The organism is Nonomuraea sp. NPDC050394 (genome assembly GCF_044459065.1).
In the GTDB taxonomy this organism is placed as follows: Bacteria; Actinomycetota; Actinomycetes; order Streptosporangiales; family Streptosporangiaceae; genus Nonomuraea.
Genome location: NZ_JBITIO010000022.1, coordinates 89825 through 107942 on the forward strand (window position 1 = coordinate 89825; position 18118 = coordinate 107942).

At 69.8% G+C, this 18118-nt stretch carries 18 protein-coding genes; 16 read left to right on the forward strand and 2 right to left on the reverse strand.

The window, feature by feature from the left end:
• The first annotated feature begins 26 nt into the window (after positions 1-26).
• The 12 genes from ACIBKY_RS49425 to hisG all read left to right on the forward strand — a co-directional run bounded on the left by ACIBKY_RS49425 (position 27) and on the right by hisG (position 11482).
• On the forward strand, positions 27-1244 hold the full coding sequence (locus ACIBKY_RS49425; RefSeq protein WP_397108643.1) for a multidrug effflux MFS transporter: 1218 nt from the start codon (positions 27-29) through the stop codon (positions 1242-1244).
• An 82-nt stretch (positions 1245-1326) separates the two neighbouring features.
• The gene (locus ACIBKY_RS49430) at positions 1327-2079 is read left to right on the forward strand and encodes a helix-turn-helix transcriptional regulator (protein WP_397108645.1); all 753 of its coding nucleotides are present in this window, start codon (positions 1327-1329) and stop codon (positions 2077-2079) included.
• Positions 2076-3488: a Fe-S cluster assembly protein SufB gene (gene sufB, locus ACIBKY_RS49435; RefSeq protein ID WP_397108647.1), complete on the forward strand. Its 1413-nt coding sequence runs from the start codon at positions 2076-2078 to the stop codon at positions 3486-3488. The genes ACIBKY_RS49430 and sufB overlap by 4 nt, the downstream gene beginning before the upstream one ends.
• Complete coding sequence (gene sufD / locus ACIBKY_RS49440) at positions 3488-4609, forward strand: Fe-S cluster assembly protein SufD (RefSeq protein WP_397108649.1); 1122 nt, start codon at positions 3488-3490, stop codon at positions 4607-4609. The genes sufB and sufD overlap by 1 nt, the downstream gene beginning before the upstream one ends.
• Positions 4606-4923 carry a non-heme iron oxygenase ferredoxin subunit gene (locus ACIBKY_RS49445; protein ID WP_397108651.1) on the forward strand — a complete coding sequence of 106 codons (318 nt, stop codon included), beginning with the start codon at positions 4606-4608 and terminating at the stop codon, positions 4921-4923. Before sufD ends, ACIBKY_RS49445 begins: the two co-directional genes overlap by 4 nt.
• Positions 4924-5670 (forward strand): Fe-S cluster assembly ATPase SufC, encoded by a 747-nt coding sequence (gene sufC / locus ACIBKY_RS49450; RefSeq protein WP_397108653.1) that lies wholly within the window; start codon positions 4924-4926, stop codon positions 5668-5670. It abuts the gene before it with no gap.
• The gene (locus ACIBKY_RS49455; protein ID WP_397108655.1) at positions 5670-6923 is read left to right on the forward strand and encodes a cysteine desulfurase; all 1254 of its coding nucleotides are present in this window, start codon (positions 5670-5672) and stop codon (positions 6921-6923) included. Before sufC ends, ACIBKY_RS49455 begins: the two co-directional genes overlap by 1 nt.
• A gap of 2 nt (positions 6924-6925) precedes the next feature.
• On the forward strand, positions 6926-7363 hold the full coding sequence (gene sufU, locus ACIBKY_RS49460; protein WP_379617703.1) for a Fe-S cluster assembly sulfur transfer protein SufU: 438 nt from the start codon (positions 6926-6928) through the stop codon (positions 7361-7363).
• Entirely contained in the window at positions 7360-7722 is a 363-nt protein-coding gene (locus ACIBKY_RS49465) for a metal-sulfur cluster assembly factor (protein WP_397108657.1), read from the forward strand. The genes sufU and ACIBKY_RS49465 overlap by 4 nt, the downstream gene beginning before the upstream one ends.
• A gap of 310 nt (positions 7723-8032) precedes the next feature.
• On the forward strand, positions 8033-9976 hold the full coding sequence (locus ACIBKY_RS49470) for a DEAD/DEAH box helicase (protein ID WP_397108659.1): 1944 nt from the start codon (positions 8033-8035) through the stop codon (positions 9974-9976).
• Between the two features lie 382 nt (positions 9977-10358).
• Positions 10359-10622, forward strand: coding sequence for a phosphoribosyl-ATP diphosphatase (locus tag ACIBKY_RS49475; protein ID WP_184974198.1), 264 nt, complete (start codon positions 10359-10361; stop codon positions 10620-10622).
• Positions 10623-10636: 14 nt separating this feature from the next.
• Positions 10637-11482 (forward strand): ATP phosphoribosyltransferase, encoded by an 846-nt coding sequence (gene hisG, locus ACIBKY_RS49480; RefSeq protein WP_397108661.1) that lies wholly within the window; start codon positions 10637-10639, stop codon positions 11480-11482.
• 49 nt (positions 11483-11531) lie between these two features.
• On the opposite strand, the gene ACIBKY_RS49485 is transcribed toward hisG, so the two are convergent.
• Together ACIBKY_RS49485 and ACIBKY_RS49490 are read right to left on the reverse strand one after the other, a co-directional pair.
• Positions 11532-12842, reverse strand: coding sequence for an aminotransferase class V-fold PLP-dependent enzyme (locus ACIBKY_RS49485; protein ID WP_397108663.1), 1311 nt, complete (start codon positions 12840-12842; stop codon positions 11532-11534).
• A gap of 64 nt (positions 12843-12906) precedes the next feature.
• Positions 12907-13908 carry an EAL domain-containing protein gene (locus ACIBKY_RS49490; protein WP_397108665.1) on the reverse strand — a complete coding sequence of 334 codons (1002 nt, stop codon included), beginning with the start codon at positions 13906-13908 and terminating at the stop codon, positions 12907-12909.
• 596 nt (positions 13909-14504) lie between these two features.
• On the opposite strand from ACIBKY_RS49490, the gene ACIBKY_RS49495 reads away from it, so the two are divergent.
• From ACIBKY_RS49495 to ACIBKY_RS49510, 4 genes are all read left to right on the forward strand, one after another.
• Positions 14505-15143 carry an acVLRF1 family peptidyl-tRNA hydrolase gene (locus tag ACIBKY_RS49495; protein WP_397108667.1) on the forward strand — a complete coding sequence of 213 codons (639 nt, stop codon included), beginning with the start codon at positions 14505-14507 and terminating at the stop codon, positions 15141-15143.
• A gap of 88 nt (positions 15144-15231) precedes the next feature.
• Entirely contained in the window at positions 15232-16830 is a 1599-nt protein-coding gene (locus tag ACIBKY_RS49500; protein ID WP_397108669.1) for an ABC-F family ATP-binding cassette domain-containing protein, read from the forward strand.
• Between the two features lie 113 nt (positions 16831-16943).
• Positions 16944-17159, forward strand: coding sequence for a helix-turn-helix domain-containing protein (locus ACIBKY_RS49505; RefSeq protein WP_157247547.1), 216 nt, complete (start codon positions 16944-16946; stop codon positions 17157-17159).
• A 122-nt stretch (positions 17160-17281) separates the two neighbouring features.
• Positions 17282-18103 (forward strand): enoyl-CoA hydratase/isomerase family protein, encoded by an 822-nt coding sequence (locus ACIBKY_RS49510; protein ID WP_397108671.1) that lies wholly within the window; start codon positions 17282-17284, stop codon positions 18101-18103.
• Positions 18104-18118 lie beyond the last annotated feature (15 nt).

Here is an 18118-nt window from a genome sequence, read left to right on the forward strand (position 1 = left end):
GGTCTACGAGGGAGAGGGGATCACGCATGTCCGTGGCAGAGGCCACGCCGGCGATCGAGGTCAGGAAAGAACGCCGCGGACTGCTCCTGGTGATCCTGGGCGCGCTGAGCGCCATCGGACCGCTGTCCATCGACATGTACCTGCCCGCGCTGCCGGCCATCTCCGGCGAGATGATGTCGGCCCCGGCTCAGGTGCAGCTCACCCTCACCGCCTGTCTCATCGGCGTCTCCGTCGGCCAGGTGCTGGCCGGGCCGCTGAGCGACGTACGCGGGCGCCGCGGGCCGCTGCTCGTGGGCGTCGGCGGGTTCGCGCTGGCCTCGCTGCTGTGCGCCTTCGCCCCGAACGTGCCGGCGCTGATCGCGCTGCGCCTGCTGCAGGGCGTGCTCGGCGGCGCCGCGCTGGTGATCGTCCGCGCCGTGGTGCGCGACCTGTACGACGGGGCGGCCATCGCCCGCATCTTCGCCACCCTCATGCTCGTCAGCGGCCTCGCGCCGATCCTGGCCCCGATCGCCGGCGCGCAACTGCTGGCGTTCACCTCCTGGCGCGGCGTCTTCGTCGCGCTGAGCCTGCTCGGCCTGGCGCTGCTGCTCGCGGTCATCCCCGGCGTCAAGGAGACGCTCCCCGCCGACCAGCGGGAGAGCGGCGGGCTCAGGCACACCGCCATGACGTTCTGGCGCCTGCTGCGCGACCGCGCCTTCATGGCCAGCGCGCTGACCGCGGGCCTGGCCTTCGCCGCCATGTTCGCCTACATCTCCGGCTCGCCGTTCGTCCTGCAGGGCGTCTACCAGGCCACGCCGCAGCAGTACTCGCTCATCTTCGGGCTCAACGCCCTCGGCCTGACCGTCATGGCACAGGTCGGCGGGCGCCTGGCCGGACGTGTCCGGCCCGCGCTCCTGGTCCGGGTCGGCCTGGTCGTCACGCTGGCGGGAGGCGTGCTGCTCGTCGCCGCCGCCACCGCGGGGCTGGGCCTCGGCGGGATCGTGGCGGGGTTGTTCGTCATCATGTGCGGGCAGGGCCTCGTGCTGCCGGGAACCGGCGCGCTCGCCCTCGCCAGCCAGCCTCCGCAGGTCGCCGGGAGCGCCTCGGCGCTGCTCGGGGTGCTGCAGTTCGCCCTCGGCGCGGTCGCCGCGCCGCTGGTGGGACTCGCCGGATCCGGTACGGCGGTGCCCATGGCGAGCGTCATGCTCGGCCTCATCCTGGCCTCGGGAGTGGCGTTCACCCTGCTCCGGCGTGGAGTTAGGTAAGGCTACCCTGCGTGAGAAATTGCATTCTCCGCATCTCCGGAACCGTTTGTGAACGGGGAAGGAATTACGGCACACTGATGTTGTGAAAAACGTGACCTCCTCGATCGAGCCAGGAAGCGAGCGCAGCACACGCGCCCGCGTGGCCCGGCTGATCCTGGAGCACGGTCCCGTCACGGCCGCGGCGCTCGGCGAGCGGCTCGGGCTCACGCCCGCAGCCGTGCGACGCCATCTCGACGCGCTGCTGACCGACGGGATGATAGAGCCTCGCACCGTGCGGCCGCGCGGGCAGCGCGGCAGAGGGCGGCCGGCCAAGCTGTTCGCCATCACCGACGCGGGGCGCAGCGCTTTCGAGCACGCCTATGACGACCTGGCCGGGAGCGCGCTGCGCTTCCTGGCCGAGCGCATGGGTGAGGAAGCAGTGACCGAGTTCGCCCGCTCGCAGGTCAAGAGCCTGCTGCAGCGGCTTGAGCCGGTCATGGCGACAGTGCCGGAGGACCAGCGGGTGCACGTGCTGGCCCAGGCGCTGTCGGCAGAGGGTTACGCCGCCTCGGCCAGCAAGGCCAAGTCCGGCGGCGACCAGCTCTGCCAGCACCACTGCCCGGTGGCGCACGCGGCGGCGGAGTTCCCGCAGCTGTGTGAGGCCGAGACGGAGGCGTTCGCGCAACTGCTCGGCACCCCGGTGCAACGCCTGGCCACCATCGCACACGGCGACGGGGTCTGCACCACGCATGTGAGCCCCGTTCGGATACAGGGAGCGCATCCGCCCACCCAGCGGAATGAGCGAGGAGCGGTGCGCGACCCATTGGACACTGAGAGCAAGGAGACCGGAAGGTGACTGTCACCGACCGCCCGGAGCTGGAAGGCCTCGGGAATTACAAGTTCGGCTGGGCCGACTCGGACGAGGCGGGCGCGGCCGCCAAGCGCGGCCTGTCCGAGGAGGTCGTCCGCAACATCTCCGCGCTCAAGAACGAGCCGGAGTGGATGCTCGACCTGCGTCTGAAGGGCCTGCGGCTGTTCGGCAAGAAGCCGCTGCCCACCTGGGGCTCCGACCTCACCGGCATCGACTTCGACAACATCAAGTACTTCGTGCGCTCCACCGAGAAGCAGGCCGCTTCCTGGGAAGAGCTGCCCGAGGACATCAAGAACACCTATGACCGGCTCGGCATCCCCGAGGCCGAGAAGCAGCGCCTCATCGCCGGCGTCGCCGCCCAGTACGAGTCCGAGGTCGTCTACCACAAGATCCGTGAGGACCTTGAGGAAAAGGGCGTCATCTTCGTCGACACCGACACGGGCCTGAAGGAGCACGAGGAGCTCTTCAAGGAGTACTTCGGCTCGGTCATCCCGGTCGGCGACAACAAGTTCGCCGCGCTCAACACCGCGACCTGGTCCGGCGGCTCCTTCATCTACGTGCCGCCGAACGTCAACGTCGAGATCCCGCTGCAGGCCTACTTCCGGATCAACACCGAGAACATGGGCCAGTTCGAGCGCACCCTGATCATCGTCGACGAGAACTCCTACGTTCACTACGTCGAGGGCTGTACCGCGCCGATCTACTCCAGCGACTCGCTGCACTCCGCGGTCGTCGAGATCGTCGTGAAGAAGGGCGCCCGCTGCCGTTACACGACCATCCAGAACTGGTCGAACAACGTCTACAACCTGGTCACCAAGCGCGCCGTCGCCTACGAGGGCGCCACCATGGAGTGGATCGACGGCAACATCGGCTCCAAGGTCACGATGAAGTACCCGGCCGTCTACCTGATGGGCGAGCACGCCAAGGGCGAGACCCTGTCGGTCGCGTTCGCGGGCGAGGGCCAGCACCAGGACGCCGGATCCAAGATGGTCCACCTGGCGCCCCACACCTCCTCCAGCGTCATCTCCAAGTCGGTGGCGCGCGGCGGCGGCCGTACCTCCTACCGCGGTCTGGTGCAGATCGAGGAGGGCGCCCACGGCAGCGCGAGCACGGTCAAGTGCGACGCGCTCCTGGTCGACCAGATCAGCCGCTCCGACACCTACCCCTACGTCGACGTGCGCGAGGACGACGTCTCGATGGGCCACGAGGCCACGGTCTCCAAGGTCAGCGAGGACCAGCTCTTCTACCTCATGAGCCGCGGGCTCGGTGAGGACGAGGCGATGGCGATGATCGTGCGCGGCTTCGTCGAGCCGATCGCCCGCGAGCTCCCCATGGAGTACGCCCTCGAACTGAACCGCCTGATCGAGCTGCAGATGGAAGGAGCCGTCGGCTGATGGGCCTGAACGAGAAGCCCCTGTCGACCCTGCACGAGAAGTCCTCCTACAACCTGGACGACTTCGAGGTGCCCACGGGCCGCGAGGAGCAGTGGCGCTTCACGCCGCTGTCCCGTCTCAAGGGCCTGCACAACGGCACCGCCGCGGCCTCCGGCCACGTGATCGTGGACGTCGACGCGGCCCCCGAGGTCACCGTGGAGACGGTCGGCCGCGACGACGCCCGGGTCGGCAAGGCGTACGTGCCCGCCGACCGGGTCAGCGCGCAGGCCTACAACTCCTTCGAGAAGGCCACGGTCATCACCGTGCCGCGCGAGGCCGTCGTCGCCAAGGAGACGGTCATCACGCTCACCGGCTCCGGCGACGGCGCCGCCTACGGTCACATCGTGATCAAGGTGGAGCCGATGGCCGAGGCCGTGGTCGTGCTCGACCACAAGGGCAGCGCGGTCTACGCCGACAACGTCGAGTTCGTGGTCGGCGACGGCGCCACGCTGAAGGTCGTCAGCCTGCAGGACTGGGCCGCCGACGCCGTGCACGTCTCCCACCACCACGCCCAGCTCGCCAAGGACGCGACCTTCCGCAGCTTCGTGGTGACGCTCGGCGGTGACCTGGTACGCCTGTCGCCCAGCGTCTCCTACACCGGCCCCGGCGGCGACGCCGACCTGTCGGGCGTGTACTTCGTTGACGCCAAGCAGCACCTGGAGCACCGCCTCCTGGTCGACCACTCCGAGCCCAACTGCAAGAGCAACGTGGACTACCGCGGCGCCCTGCAGGGCGAGGAGGCGCACGCCGTCTGGATCGGCGACGTGATCATCCGCGTGGCGGCCGAGGGCACCGACACCTACGAGCTCAACCGCAACCTCATCCTCACCGACGGCGCCCGCGCCGACTCGGTGCCGAACCTGGAGATCCTCACCGGCGAGGTCGCCGGGGCGGGCCACGCCTCCACCTCGGGCCGCCTGGACGACGAGCACCTGTTCTACCTCCAGGCCCGCGGCATCCCCTTCGACGAGGCCCGCCGCCTGGTCATCAGGGGCTTCCTCGGCCAGCTGATCGAGAAGATCGAGGTCGAGGCGATCCGTGAGCGCGTGATGACCGCGGTGGAAGCGGAGCTCGCGCGGTGAGCTACGAGAAGGTCTGCAGGGTGGGTGACATCCCCGACTCGGGGGTCATCGCCGTCGAGGTGGGCGAGACGCCGGTCGCGCTCGTGCGCAAGGGCGCTGAGGTCTTCGCGCTGCACGACATCTGCTCACACGCCGAGGTCAAGCTCAGCGAGGGCGAGGTCTACGACGACACCCTCGAATGCTGGCTGCACGGCTCGTGCTTCGACATCCGCAGCGGCAAGCCGACCGGCCCGCCGGCCACCAAGCCCGTGAACGTCTACACAGTGAAGATCGATGGCGATGACGTGCTCGTCTCGCTCTCGAAGGAGTCATAAATGAGCACTCTCGAAATCCGCGAGCTGAAGGTCGCCGTCGAGGACAAGGAAATCCTGCGCGGCGTCAACCTCACCGTGAAGTCGGGCGAGACCCACGCCATCATGGGCCCCAACGGCTCGGGCAAGTCGACGCTGGCCTACGCCATCGCCGGCCACCCGAAGTACACCATCACCGGCGGCCAGGTGCTGCTCGACGGTGTCGACCTGCTGGAGCTGACGGTCGACGAGCGGGCCCGCGCCGGCCTGTTCCTGGCCATGCAGTACCCGGTCGAGGTGCCCGGCGTCTCGGTCTCCAACTTCCTGCGCTCGGCCGTCACCGCCATCCGCGGCGAGGCGCCGAAGCTGCGTGAGTTCGCCAAGGACCTCAAGGGCGGCATGGACGCGCTGGCCATCGACGCGGCCTTCGCCCAGCGCAACCTCAACGAGGGCTTCTCCGGCGGCGAGAAGAAGCGCCACGAGATCCTCCAGCTCGAACTGCTCAAGCCGAAGATCGCGGTGCTCGACGAGACCGACTCCGGCCTCGACGTCGACGCCCTGCGCGTGGTGTCGGAGGGCATCAACCGCTTCCGGGCCTCCGGCGAGACCGGCGTCCTGCTGATCACGCACTACACCCGCATCCTGCGGTACGTGAAGCCCGACTTCGTGCACGTCTTCGCCAACGGCAAGATCGTCGAGGAGGGCGGCCCCGAGCTGGCCGACAAGCTGGAGGCCGAGGGCTACGTGGCCTACACGAAGGCTGCCGTCTAATGTCCGCGGCCTTCGACGTGGAGAGGATCAGGAAGGACTTCCCGGTCCTCTCCCGCGAGCTGCCCGGAGGCCGGTCGCTGGTCTATCTCGACTCGGGCAACTCCTCGCAGAAGCCGGCGCAGGTCGTCGAGACCATGCGCGAGCACCTGGCGATGCACTACAGCAACGTCGGCCGTGCCATGCACGTGCTCGGCGCGGAGTCCACCCAGGCCTACGAGGACGCCCGTGACAAGGTCGCGGCCTTCGTCGGCGCGCCCTCGCGCGACGAGGTGGTCTTCACCAAGAACGCCTCCGAGGCGCTCAACCTGGTCGCCTACAGCTTCGGCAACAAGACGAACGAGGACCCGCGCTTCACGATGGGTCCCGGCGACGAGATCGTCATCTCGGAGATGGAGCACCACTCCAACATCGTGCCGTGGCAGATGCTGGCCCAGCGCACCGGCGCCACGCTGAAGTGGTTCGGCGTCACCGACGAGGGCCGGCTGGACCTGTCGGGCGAGGTCATCACCGAGCGCACGAAGATCGTCTCGATCGCGCACCAGTCGAACGTGCTCGGCACCGTCAACCCCGTCGCGCCCGTGCTCAAGCGGGCCCGCGAGGCCGGCGCGCTGGTCATGCTCGACGCCTCCCAGTCGGTCCCGCACCACCCGGTGGACGTGGCCGCGCTGGGCGTCGACTTCGTCGCCTTCACCGGCCACAAGATGCTCGGCCCGTCCGGCATCGGCGTGCTCTGGGCCCGCGGCGAACTGCTGGAGGCCATGCCCCCGTTCCTGGGCGGCGGCGAGATGATCGAGGCGGTCTGGATGGACCACTCGACCTACGCGCCCTACCCGCACAAGTTCGAGGCCGGCACGCCGCCGATCGTCGAGGCCATCGGTCTCGGCGCCGCCGTCGACTACCTCACGGCAACCGGGATGGAGGCGATCGAGGCGCACGAGCGCGCCCTGACCGCCCACGCTCTCGACGCGCTGGCCGAGGTGCCGTCGCTGCGGCTCATCGGCCCCTCCACGCTGGAGGAGCGCGGCGGGACCGTCGCGTTCACGCTTGAGGGGATTCACCCGCACGACGTTGGGCAGATCCTCGACGACGAGTTCGGTATCGCGGTACGCGTCGGGCACCACTGCGCACGGCCGCTTCACCTGCGCTTCGGAATACCCGCGACCACGCGGGCGTCGTTCTACCTGTACAACACCACGGGCGAGATCGACGCCCTGGTGCGCGGCCTCCATCACGTCCAGAAGGTGTTCGCATAGTCATGATCGGCGAGTCGATGTACCAGGAGCTGATCCTGGAGCACTACAAGCACCCGCAGGGGCGGGGGCTGCGCGAGCCGTACGATGCCGAGGTTCACCACGTGAACCCGACGTGCGGCGACGAGATCACGCTCCGGGTGAAGCTCGGCGACGGCGGCAAGATCGAGGACGTGTCCTACGACGGCCAGGGCTGCTCCATCAGCCAGGCCGCCGCGTCGGTGCTGCACGAGCTGACCACCGGTTCGACCGTCACCGAGACGTTGTCCGTGGTCGATGAGTTCACCCGTCTCATGCAGGGCAGGGGACAGGTGGAGGCCGACGAGGACGTGCTGGGCGACGCCGTCGCCTTCGCCGGGGTCGCCAAGTTCCCGGCGCGGGTCAAGTGCGCGCTGCTGTCGTGGATGGCCTACAAAGACGCTGTGGTGAGGAGTGCCTCGTGAGTAAGCCAACGCAGACCCCGACGCAGGGGTATGACGGTGAGGCCACCGTCGAGGAGGTCATGGAGGCCCTGAAGGACGTCGTGGACCCCGAACTCGGGATCAACGTCGTCGACCTCGGCCTCATCTACGGCCTCCACCTTGACCCGGCCGAGGGCGCCGCGCCCGTGGCCACCATCGACATGACCCTGACCAGCGCCGCCTGTCCGCTGACCGACGTCATCGAGGACCAGGCCCACTCGGCGCTCGACGGCATGGTCTCCGACGTGAAGATCAACTGGGTCTGGCTCCCGCCGTGGGGCCCGGACAAGATCACCGACGAGGGGCGCGAGCAGCTCCGTATGCTAGGCTTCAACGTCTGATCCCCAAGGGTCTGAACTTTTCTTGTGCTGCACGGCTGACGCAGCCCGCGTCAGCCGCTTCAGCGTGCCAGGGCGGGAATAGATCGATCTCCTCCCGTGTTGGCCACCACGTGCACCTGACGCATCATCTCGCGTCTTCAGCCGCCTGCGCCGGCACCGGGTGCGCGTAGACGACCGCCTTCATCAAGGCGGGCACGTCCCCACCCCGAGGTGTTTTCTCTGCACAGGTACGGCGCTGCCGTACGCCCCGGCTCGTCCTTTCGCAGAAGTGACGCGCCACTTCGACCGAAAGGCACGATTTTCCGTGACCATGCTTGACGTTGTCCTGCCCGAAACCTCCCCGGAGTCGGGTCCGTCCGAGTTCGAGCTGCTGGGCCTGCCCGCGCCGATCGTGAACGGCCTCGCCCGGCAGGGCATCAGCGCCCCGTTCCCCATCCAGAGCGCCACCATCCCGGACGTGCTGGCGGGTCACGACGTGCTCGGCCGCGGCCAGACCGGCTCCGGCAAGACCCTCGCCTTCGGCCTGCCGACGATGGTCCGCATCGCCGGTGACCGGCCCAAGCCGAAGCACCCGCGCGCCATGATCCTCGTTCCCACCCGTGAGCTCGCCCTCCAGGTGCACGACGCCCTCGAGCCTCTCGGCCGCGGCCTCGGCCTGCGCATGAAGGTCGTCGTCGGCGGCATGTCCATGGGCAAGCAGGTCGAGGCGCTGCGCCGCGGCATCGACCTCGTCATCGCCACCCCCGGCCGCCTCGGCGACCTCATCCGCCAGGGTGAGTGTTCGCTGTCGGAGGTCGAGGTCAGCGTCCTGGACGAGGCCGACCACATGTGCGACCTCGGCTTCTTCCCCGTCGTCACGGACCTGCTCGCGCAGACCGCGCCCGGCGGCCAGCGCCTGCTGTTCTCGGCCACGCTCGACGGCGACGTCGACAAGCTGGTGAAGAAGTTCCTGAAGGACCCGGTCACCCACTCCGTGGCCCCGGCGACCTCCCCGGTCGACACCATGGAGCACCACGTGCTGCAGGTGACCCGCGACGAGAAGTTCGACGTGACCGCCGAGATCGCCAACCGCGAGGGCCGCACGATCATCTTCGTCCGCACCCAGCACGGCGTGGACCGGCTGTGCAAGCAGCTGGCCCGGGTGGGCGTGCGTTCCGGCGGCCTGCACGGCGGCAAGCGCCAGAACCAGCGCACCCGCATCCTGGCGGAGTTCCGTGAGGGCTCCGTCAACGTCCTGGTCTGCACCGACGTGGCCGCCCGCGGCATCCACGTCGACAACATCAGCCTGGTGCTGCACGTGGACCCGCCCCAGGACCACAAGTCCTACCTCCACCGCGGCGGCCGTACGGCCCGCGCGGGGGAGAAGGGCACCGTCGTCACCCTGGTGCTGCCCAACGAGCGGCGCTCGACCGACCAGCTCACCCGGCGCGCGGGCATCCACCCGTTCCGCCTCAAGGCCGCTCCCGGTAACTCCCGGGTGGCCGAGGTCACCGGCGCCCGCGTTCCCAGCGGCGAGCCGATCCCGGTCTGGGAGCCGGACGTCCGCAAGCCGCTGCGTCCCCGCCGCGAGGGTGGTCACGGCGGCGAGCGTCGCGGCCGTCGCGGCGAGCGTTCCTACGGACGTCGTCCCGAGAGCGGCGAGCGCCCCACCGGCGGCCGTCGTCACGAGGACGGCGAGCGTTACCCGAAGCGTCACTTCGACGGCGGGCCCCGCACGGTCGGCGAGAACCGCTCCGAGCGCGACGACCGCGGTCAGAGCGGCGGCGGCTTCCGTTCGGGTGAGCGCTCCGGCGACCGCGGTCCCCGTGGGGGCGGCTTCCGCTCCGACGACCGCGGCCGCGGTGGCTACCGTTCCGACAACCGTCAGGGCTTCCGCTCCGACGACCGCGGACAGGGCGGCGGATTCCGCTCCGACGATCGTCAGGGCGGACGCTCCGACGACCGTGGCGGCTTCCGTTCCGGCGAGGACCGCGGTCCTCGTGGTGGCTACCGCTCCGACGACCGTCAGGCTCCCCGCTCCGACGACCGTGGCGGCTACCGCTCGGACGACCGTGGCGCTCGTGGTGGCTCCTTCCGTTCCGACGACCGGGGCTCGCGTCCCTTCCGCGCCGACGACCGCGGCCCGCGCGGTGGCGCGTTCCGTGCCGACGACCGTGGCGAGCGCCGTCCGTTCTCGGCCGACCGCGGCGAGCGTCCCCGTGACGGTTACCGTTCCGGCAACACCGGTAACTCCGGCCGCCGCTACGGCCGCTGACCCCGGCCGCCGGGCCTGACGCCCGGCGCGCCTCCTGAGATCCCGGCCGATCAGCGCGATCGGCCGGGATTTCCCGTTCCGGTACGGCCCTCCCGCGGTAACCCGCGAGGCTCCGGTACGGCCCGCCCGCGGTAACCCGCGAAGCCGTGGCGGGCTGTGCCCGCCGTTCCCCCGGAGGAGGCACGGCGGGCCGCAGCACCCCGTTGTGTCCGTGCGCCCTGAGACGCACTCCCCCGACACAGCCGCGAGCGTAGCGCCGAGCGCTTTCGATTCGTTATCGACGGACCGAAACCAGGGCGTCTCGGGTCGCGGACGCCGCACGTACGAAGCCGCCGCGAACGTTAGGCTGGACCCGCATGTCAGCCGACCGACGAGAGAGATCATGAAGACCTTCGAAGAGCTGTTCGCCGAGCTGTCGGACAAGGCCCGCCTGCGCCCGGAGGGATCGGGCACCGTGGCGGCGCTCGACGCGGGCGTCCATGCCATCGGCAAGAAGGTCGTGGAGGAGGCGGCGGAGAGCTGGATGGCCGCCGAGCACGAGTCGAAGGACCGCGCCGCAGAAGAGATCTCTCAGCTGCTGTACCACGTGCAGGTGCTGATGATCGCCCGGGGTATCGGGCTGGACGAGGTTTACAAGCACCTGTAGGGGGTTGAGCACTGATGTTGCGGCTTGCCGTACCGAACAAGGGCGCGCTCAGCGAAGCGGCCCAGACCATGCTCAAGGAGGCCGGCTACCGGCCCCGCCGAGACAGCAAGGAACTGGTCGTCGTCGACACCGACAGCTCCTGCGAACTGTTCTTCCTGCGCCCGCGTGACATCGCCGTCTACGTCGGGGAGGGTACTCTCGACGCCGGCATCACCGGGCGCGACATGCTCATCGACTCCGGCGCGCAGGTCGAGGAGGTGATGCCGCTCGGGTTCGGCGGCTCCACCTTCCGCCTGGCCGCGAGCAGCGGGCAGATGAGCTCCGTGCAGGACCTCAAGGGGCTGCGCGTGGCCACCGCGTATCCGGGGCTGCTGGAGAAGTACCTGGCCGAGTGCGACGTCGACGCCCGCGTGATCAAGCTCGACGGCGCCGTCGAGACCGCCATCCGGCTCGGCGTGGCCGACGCGGTCGCCGACGTCGTCGAGACCGGCACCACCCTGCGCAACGTGGGGCTGGAGGTGTTCGGCGAGCCGATCATGCGCTCGGAGGGCGTGCTGATCAGGGGCCGCGAGAGCGCGGGCACCCCCGGTCTCGAACAGGTCGTGCGCCGCCTGCAGGGCGTCATCCACGCGCGCGACTACGTGATGATGGACTACGACATCCGCGCCGAGCGGATCGAGGAGGCCATCGCGCTGACCCCCGGCATGGAGGGCCCGACGGTCTCCCCGCTCCACCGCGAGGGCTGGGTGGCGGTACGCGCCATGGTCCGGCGCAAGGGGCACCAGCACGTGATGGACGAGCTGTGGGACATCGGCGCCCGGGCCATCCTGGTCACCGACATCTACGCCTGCAGGCTGTAGCCCCGTGATCTCCCGGCGACCACCGTGCCGCCGGGAGATCCGCTCGGGGCTAGCGCAGGGCGGCGACCGCCTTGACCGCCCGGTCGACCTCCTCGGGCGTGTTCATGATCGTGGTCCCGAGACGCAGCAGCGACTCGCGGTACGGGGTGCTGCTGGCCACGATCCGGTGCTGCTCGCGCAGCCTGCCCACCGCCTCGTACGGGCTGGCGATCCCGTCCACCTCCATGCACACCAGCCCCGCCGACAGCTCGGGCGCGACCGGCGTGGCCAGCTTGACGTGGGCGACCCCGGCCAGGCCGCTCTTGAGGCGGGTGGCCAGTTCCTGGATGCGGGCCTGGACCCGGTCCTTGCCGATCGCCTCCTGGAAGGCGAAGGCGGCGCCGGCCGCCCAGCGGTGCTCGAACGCCTTGTAGCCACCGGGAGTGAAGTACTCGGCGGTGACCGGCTGTTGTGAGGACCCTTCGAAGAAGTAGTCGAAACTGGCCTGGCCGAAACTCGGGATTAGCGGCACGACCGCCTCCCACGCGCGTCCCCACACGATGCCGGTGCCGCGCGGCCCGCACAGCCACTTGTGGGTGCCGCTGGCCAGGAAGTCACAGCCGAGGTCCTCAGCGCCGTCGGCCAGGGCGCCGAAGCCGTGCACCCCGTCCACGCACAGCAGCGCCCGGTCCTTGTCCTCGCGGCCCTTGTTGGCCTCGGCGACGACCGCGGCCATCTCCTTGACCGGCAGCCGCACGCCGGTGCTGGAGTGCACCCAGGTGACGGCGACGATCCTGGTTTTCGGGCCGATCGCCTTGCGCAGCCGGCCGGCGATCTCGTCCACGGAGGCCTTGGCGGGCTCGTCGTACAGGCGCACCCTGCGTACGGCGGCGCCGGTGCGCTCGGTACGCAGCCGCAGCGCCTCGTGCGTGGCCAGGAAGTCGTGCTCGGTGGTCAGCACGTCCTGGCCGGGCAGGAGCTTGATGCCGCCGTACAGGAGGGCCAGGCCCATCGTGGTGCTGTCGGTGAGCACGATCTGGGCCGGGGCGCCGCCCAGGTAGCGTGCCGCGGCCTCGCGTACGGCCTGGTCGGGGTTGCCCCCGGCGGGAAGGTACTCGGGATCGGCGTCCAGCCCCCTGCGGTGCTCCTCGATCGCGCGGCGGACCTCGGCGGGGTGGCGGGCCAGCACGAACGCGGCGAAGTCGGCACGATCCTTCGGCAGGTCGAACTGGGCGCGCACCGACGCCCAGTCGTCGGCCTTGAGCGGTGGCGCCGGACTGCCGCCGGTCGGGGCGGCGGCCGGGGGAGCGGAGGTGCAGGCGCCCACTCCGGTCAGGAGTCCGGCGCTGAGCAGGGCCCGTCTGTTCAGCTGCTGGTTCACGCCTCCTGCTTACCCGCACGCGAGGCCGCGAGACAGGGCCGATCCATCACGGTTTCACGACAGGTCAGGTCTTGGCGACATGCCGGATCAAGTCGGAGACGCGGACGATGCCCAGGCAGCGGTTCAGCTCGTCGGTCACCACCAGGTCGTCGTACACGCGCATCGAGTCGCGCCCCGCCGCCTGCATGGCCGCCACCGCCGGGGTGGTGCGCGGCACCGTCCTGGGCGGGTCGGCCAGCCGGTGGGCGGGCTTCTTGCCGTGCAGCGCGTGCCCGTAGCGCGCCGCGAACGACAGCAGGAACCGGCTGCGGTCCAGGCTCCCCTTGGGCCGTTGGTACTCGTCGACCAGGATCACGCTGGAGATCGACGGCTCGTGCCCGAACGCCGCGACCACGTCCTCGGCGTTGGCCTGGGCGGGCAGCGTCACCGCCGGCAGCAGCAGTTCCTGCACTCTCGGCCCCAGCATGAACGCCTCGGGCGTCTCCTCGGGCGCGGGCAGCGGCACCCGCACCCGCCCGTCGGGTCCCGGCGACAGCAGCGGCCCGTAGGCCAGACGCACGCCGCAGTTGCGCGCCGCGCCCAGCTCCGCCTCGTCCTCCACGCCGGGCGCCAGCACATGCGCCCCCAGCCCGCGGGCCAGCGTCGCGGTCGCGCGCGCCACCGCGACGCTGCGGTGGTCGCGCGGCATCCGCGCGACCAGCTCCGTCTCCAGCAGCAGCAGGTACGGCGAGGCCTGCGACACCAGATCCAGCGGCACGCCGCCGGACCCGCTGAAGGCCAGCAGGTAACCGTGGGCCCGCAGCCCGTCGAGGCCGACCTTGAACACGTCCTTCTCGGTCTCCCCACACGTGCCCCGGAGGGTGAGCACCACCTCCCGCGGGTGCCGCCCGGCCCGGCGGAGCGCTTCGTGGAGCGGGGCCAGCGCGCCGGCGCCGTTCAGGACCACCTGGACGGGCAGGTCGAGCAGCAGCGGCAGCGGTCCCTGGGGGATGCTGTCTGTGGCGTGCGTCGCGATGACCGCCCCCGTGTCAAGATCTACAACAGGGGCTGTGAACTGGGAAGACACGCAAAAATGATCCGCCCGGCAACCGGTGCGGCATAAGTGCCGGGAAACGAAGTTCACCGACATTTCAGGCGGTGTTCCTTACCACCGAACCCCCGAATTGGCCACCCCCAGCCCCCGTTCACGTCCGGAACCCACCCCACCTGCACCCCAGGCCCCACCACCCCCAACCAGCCGCCTTCAGCCCCGAAAGCCCCAGCGCCCACCCACCCTGACCAGAACCCCGCCCGAACCCCAACGGCCCCTGACCAGAACCCCGAACGCGGCACGGCCCCGCGACGCGGCCCCCGCACAGCACCTGCCACCCGGGACAGGGCGAAGCGTCTGCCATGAGGCGGGGTGTGCCGGACAACACGTGCCGCGGGAGAGCCCCGGGAGGTGGTTGACCGGGAGGGGGTGACGAAGGGCCGTCGCGGTGGGGACCACGTCCGACGTGAGAAGCGATCCCCACGATCGGCGCCGGCGCACGGCGGCGGGTGGCGGTGGGCGGCGACAGCCGTAACGGATGGGCGCCCTCAAGCGGGAGATCTGTCAGAGGGAGAGCAGAAGAGAGCGGATAGGGTGCGGGGATGGGGCCGGCGCGGGGTGGGGGGAGATGGGTGGCGGTCGCGCCCGGGCGGATGAACAGGTGGATCGATGGGTTCGCCGACCGGCACGGTGCGTTCGAGGCCAGCGGGGATGGGCTGGTCGTGCGGCTGCGCGCCGAGGACGGGGCGCTGGCGGAGATGCACGTGCCGTTTCCGCCGCTGACCCAGGGGCCGCCTTTTGTGTCCAGGTTCGTGGCGCACGCTCAGCGTGACCGGCGCGTGGGTGTGGTGCTGGTGCGGCTCGGAGGGTACGCGGCCGGGGTGTTTCAGGGGAGCGAGCTGGTCGCGTCCAAGGTGGGGTCACGGCTCGTGCAGGGGCGTACGGCGGCCGGCGGCTGGTCGCAGCAGCGGTTCGCCAGGCGGCGCGCGCTCCAGGCGAACCAGGCGTTCGAGGCCGCGGCCGAGACGGCGCTGCGGGTGCTGACGCCGCACCTGGACGGGCTGGAGGCGGTGGTGTTCGGGGGCGACCGGAAGGCCGCCGACGCGCTCAGGGCCGATCGGCGGCTGGCGCCGCTGGTGGCGCTGGAGGTGGAGCCGTTCCTGGTGGTGCCCGATCCCCGGCTGGCGGTGCTGAAGGAGGCTCCGGAGCAGTTCCGCGCGGTGCGCATCCGGGTCGTGGACCCAGAACCCGGGAGCCGTGGGGGCCCGTAGACTGGCCGCATGCACACTCCCGGTTAACCGGCGCAAGCATGCCCACGTCTCCGACGTCCTTTCCTAGCCCGGGAGCGTCCTTTCAACCATGATCCTTGCTACTGACATCGAGCTGCGCGCCGGTGCGCGTCTGCTGATCGAGAAGGCCAGCTTCCGCGTCAACCCAGGCGACAAGATAGGACTTGTCGGCCGGAACGGGGCGGGCAAGACCACGTTGACCAAGGTGCTGGCGGGTGAGGGCCTGCCCGCCGCGGGCACGGTCACGACCACGGGCGCGGTCGGCTACCTGCCGCAGGACCCGCGTACCGGCGACCTGCAGGTGCTGGCGCGCGACCGCATCCTGTCGGCGCGCGGCCTGGACGAGGTGCTGCGCAAGCTGCACCAGGCGGAGCTGGCGATGTCCTCCGCCGACGACAAGACCCGTGAGAAGGCCGTGCGCAGGTACGGCAGGCTCGAGGACCAGATGCACGTCCTGGGCGGCTACGCGGCAGAGGCGGAGGCGGCCTCGATCGCCTCCAGCCTGGGGTTGCCGGACCGGGTCCTGAAGCAGCCGCTCGAAACGCTCTCGGGCGGCCAGCGCAGACGCGTGGAATTGGCACGCATTCTTTTCAGCGGAGCGGAAACTCTCCTTCTCGACGAGCCGACAAACCACCTTGATGCAGACTCAATCGGGTGGCTTCGTGATTTTTTGCGATCACATCACGGCGGGTTGGTGATCATCAGTCACGACGTCGGTCTTCTTGAAGCGACGGTCAACAAGGTCCTCCACCTCGACGCCAACCGCTGCGTGGTCGACCACTACAACGTCGGCTGGAAGGCCTATCTGGACCAGCGCGAGACCGACGAGAAGCGCCGCAAGCGCGAGCGTGCCAACGCCGAGAAGCAGGCGGGCGCGCTGCTGGCGCAGGCCGACAAGATGCGTGCCAAGGCCACCAAGGCCAAGGCCGCCCAGGACATGATGCGCCGCGCCAACCGCCTGCTGGCCGGCACCGAGGAGGAGCGGCAGAGCGACAAGGTCGCCAAGCTGCGCTTTCCCGACCCCTCCCCGTGCGGCAAGACGCCGCTGCAGGCCGTGGACCTGTCGAAGTCCTATGGCTCGCTGGAGGTCTTCACCGACGTCGACGTGGCCATCGACCGAGGTCACCGGGTCGTCATCCTCGGGCTCAACGGCGCGGGCAAGACCACGCTGCTGCGCATCCTCGGCGGCGTCGAGGATCCCGACACCGGCGAGATCCGCCCGGGTCACGGCCTCAAGATCGGCTATTACGCCCAGGAGCACGAGACCCTGGAGGCCGATCGCACCCTCCTGGAGAACATGCGCTCGGCCGGCGGGGAGTACACCGACACCGAGCTGAGAAAGGTCCTCGGATCTTTCCTGTTCACCGGCGACGACGTCGACAAGCCGGCGGGGGTGCTGTCAGGAGGTGAGAAAACCCGGCTTGCCCTTGCGCTGCTGGTGTTGTCGAGCGCCAACGTCCTCCTCCTGGACGAGCCCACCAACAACCTCGACCCCGTCTCCAGGGAGCAAGTCCTCAGCGCTTTGCGGTCGTATTCAGGAGCAATCGTCCTGGTTACCCATGACGAGGGTGCCGTTGATGCACTTTCACCGGATAGGGTGATCTTGCTACCAGACGGAACTGAAGACGCGTGGAGCGAGGAATTTTCCGATCTTGTGGCACTCGCCTGATCTGAATTTGAGTGGGTACGGATCTTTTCCCGTGGAGTAGGTAGCCGATCCCGCTGAAATGACTGATCATGGCGGTGTAACGCTGCGGAAGTCTGGCACTACAGGAGGTACTCGTGGCCGAGACTCTGAAGAAAGGCACCCGGGTGACCGGGGCCGACCGCGACAAGCTGGCCGGTGATCTCAAGAAGCGCTACGCCGCGGGTGAGAGCATCCGCGCCCTGGCCGCTTCGACCGGTCGCTCCTACGGGTTCATCCACCGCATCCTCAGCGAGTCCGGAGTGACTCTGCGCGGGCGCGGCGGGGCGACCCGAGGCAAGTCCAAGCGCTAAGGCCGCCTCGGAACGTCGCGACCGCAGCCGCTTCGTCTCCAGTCGACCGGCCGTCGCGCCCGGGTCAGAATCTTATTCTGTAAGCTCGGGCGCGACGGCACAGCGACGGACGGAGCGAGGCGATGGCGGAAGCGAAGGCGCCTTATCAGCGCGGGGGGAGTGCGAGGGACGCCTCTTTCGAGGAGGCGGGCCTGCGCTTCGAGGTGGACGGTGAGATTGCCACGATCACGCTCGCACGACCGGAGAAGCGGAACGCGCAAACGTTCGCGACCTGGTCGGCACTGGCCGGCATCGGCGACAGCCTGCCGGAGCGGGTGCGCGTCGTCGTGGTGAGAGGTGAGGGACCGTCCTTCTCGGCAGGGATCGACCTACGCATGTTCACCCCTGAGGGGGTTCCGGGACAGGGCTCGTTCAGCTCTGTGGCCCGGCAGGATCAGGACACGTTCGACAAGGGGATCGAACGAGCACAGCAGGGATTCCTGTGGTTGCGCCGTCCGGAGATCGTCTCGATCGCGGCCGTTCAGGGCCATGCGATCGGCGCCGGATTCCAGCTCGCGCTTGCCTGCGATCTACGGATCGTGGCCGACGACGTCAAATTCTGCATGAAGGAGCCCGCACTGGGCCTGGTCCCCGACCTGACCGGCACCAAGCCGCTGGTCGAGCTGGTGGGCCTCGCCAAGGCGAAGGACCTGTGCCTGACCGCCCGCATCGTCGGGGCGGAGGAGGCCTTCCGGATCGGCCTGGCCGAACAGGTCGTCGAACCGGGTGAGCTGGCGAAAGCCGTACAGGAGAAGGTCGCGCAGCTGCTGTCGACCAACAGGGAAGCGGCCGCGGCGACCAAGCGTCTCCTCCAGGGGGCGCAGACGCGCACCCTGGAGGAGCAGAGCGCCGCCGAGCGGACGGAGCAGGCGGCGCGGATCCGGGCGTTGTTCGCCGGGAGCTGAGAGGGGAACAGCCGC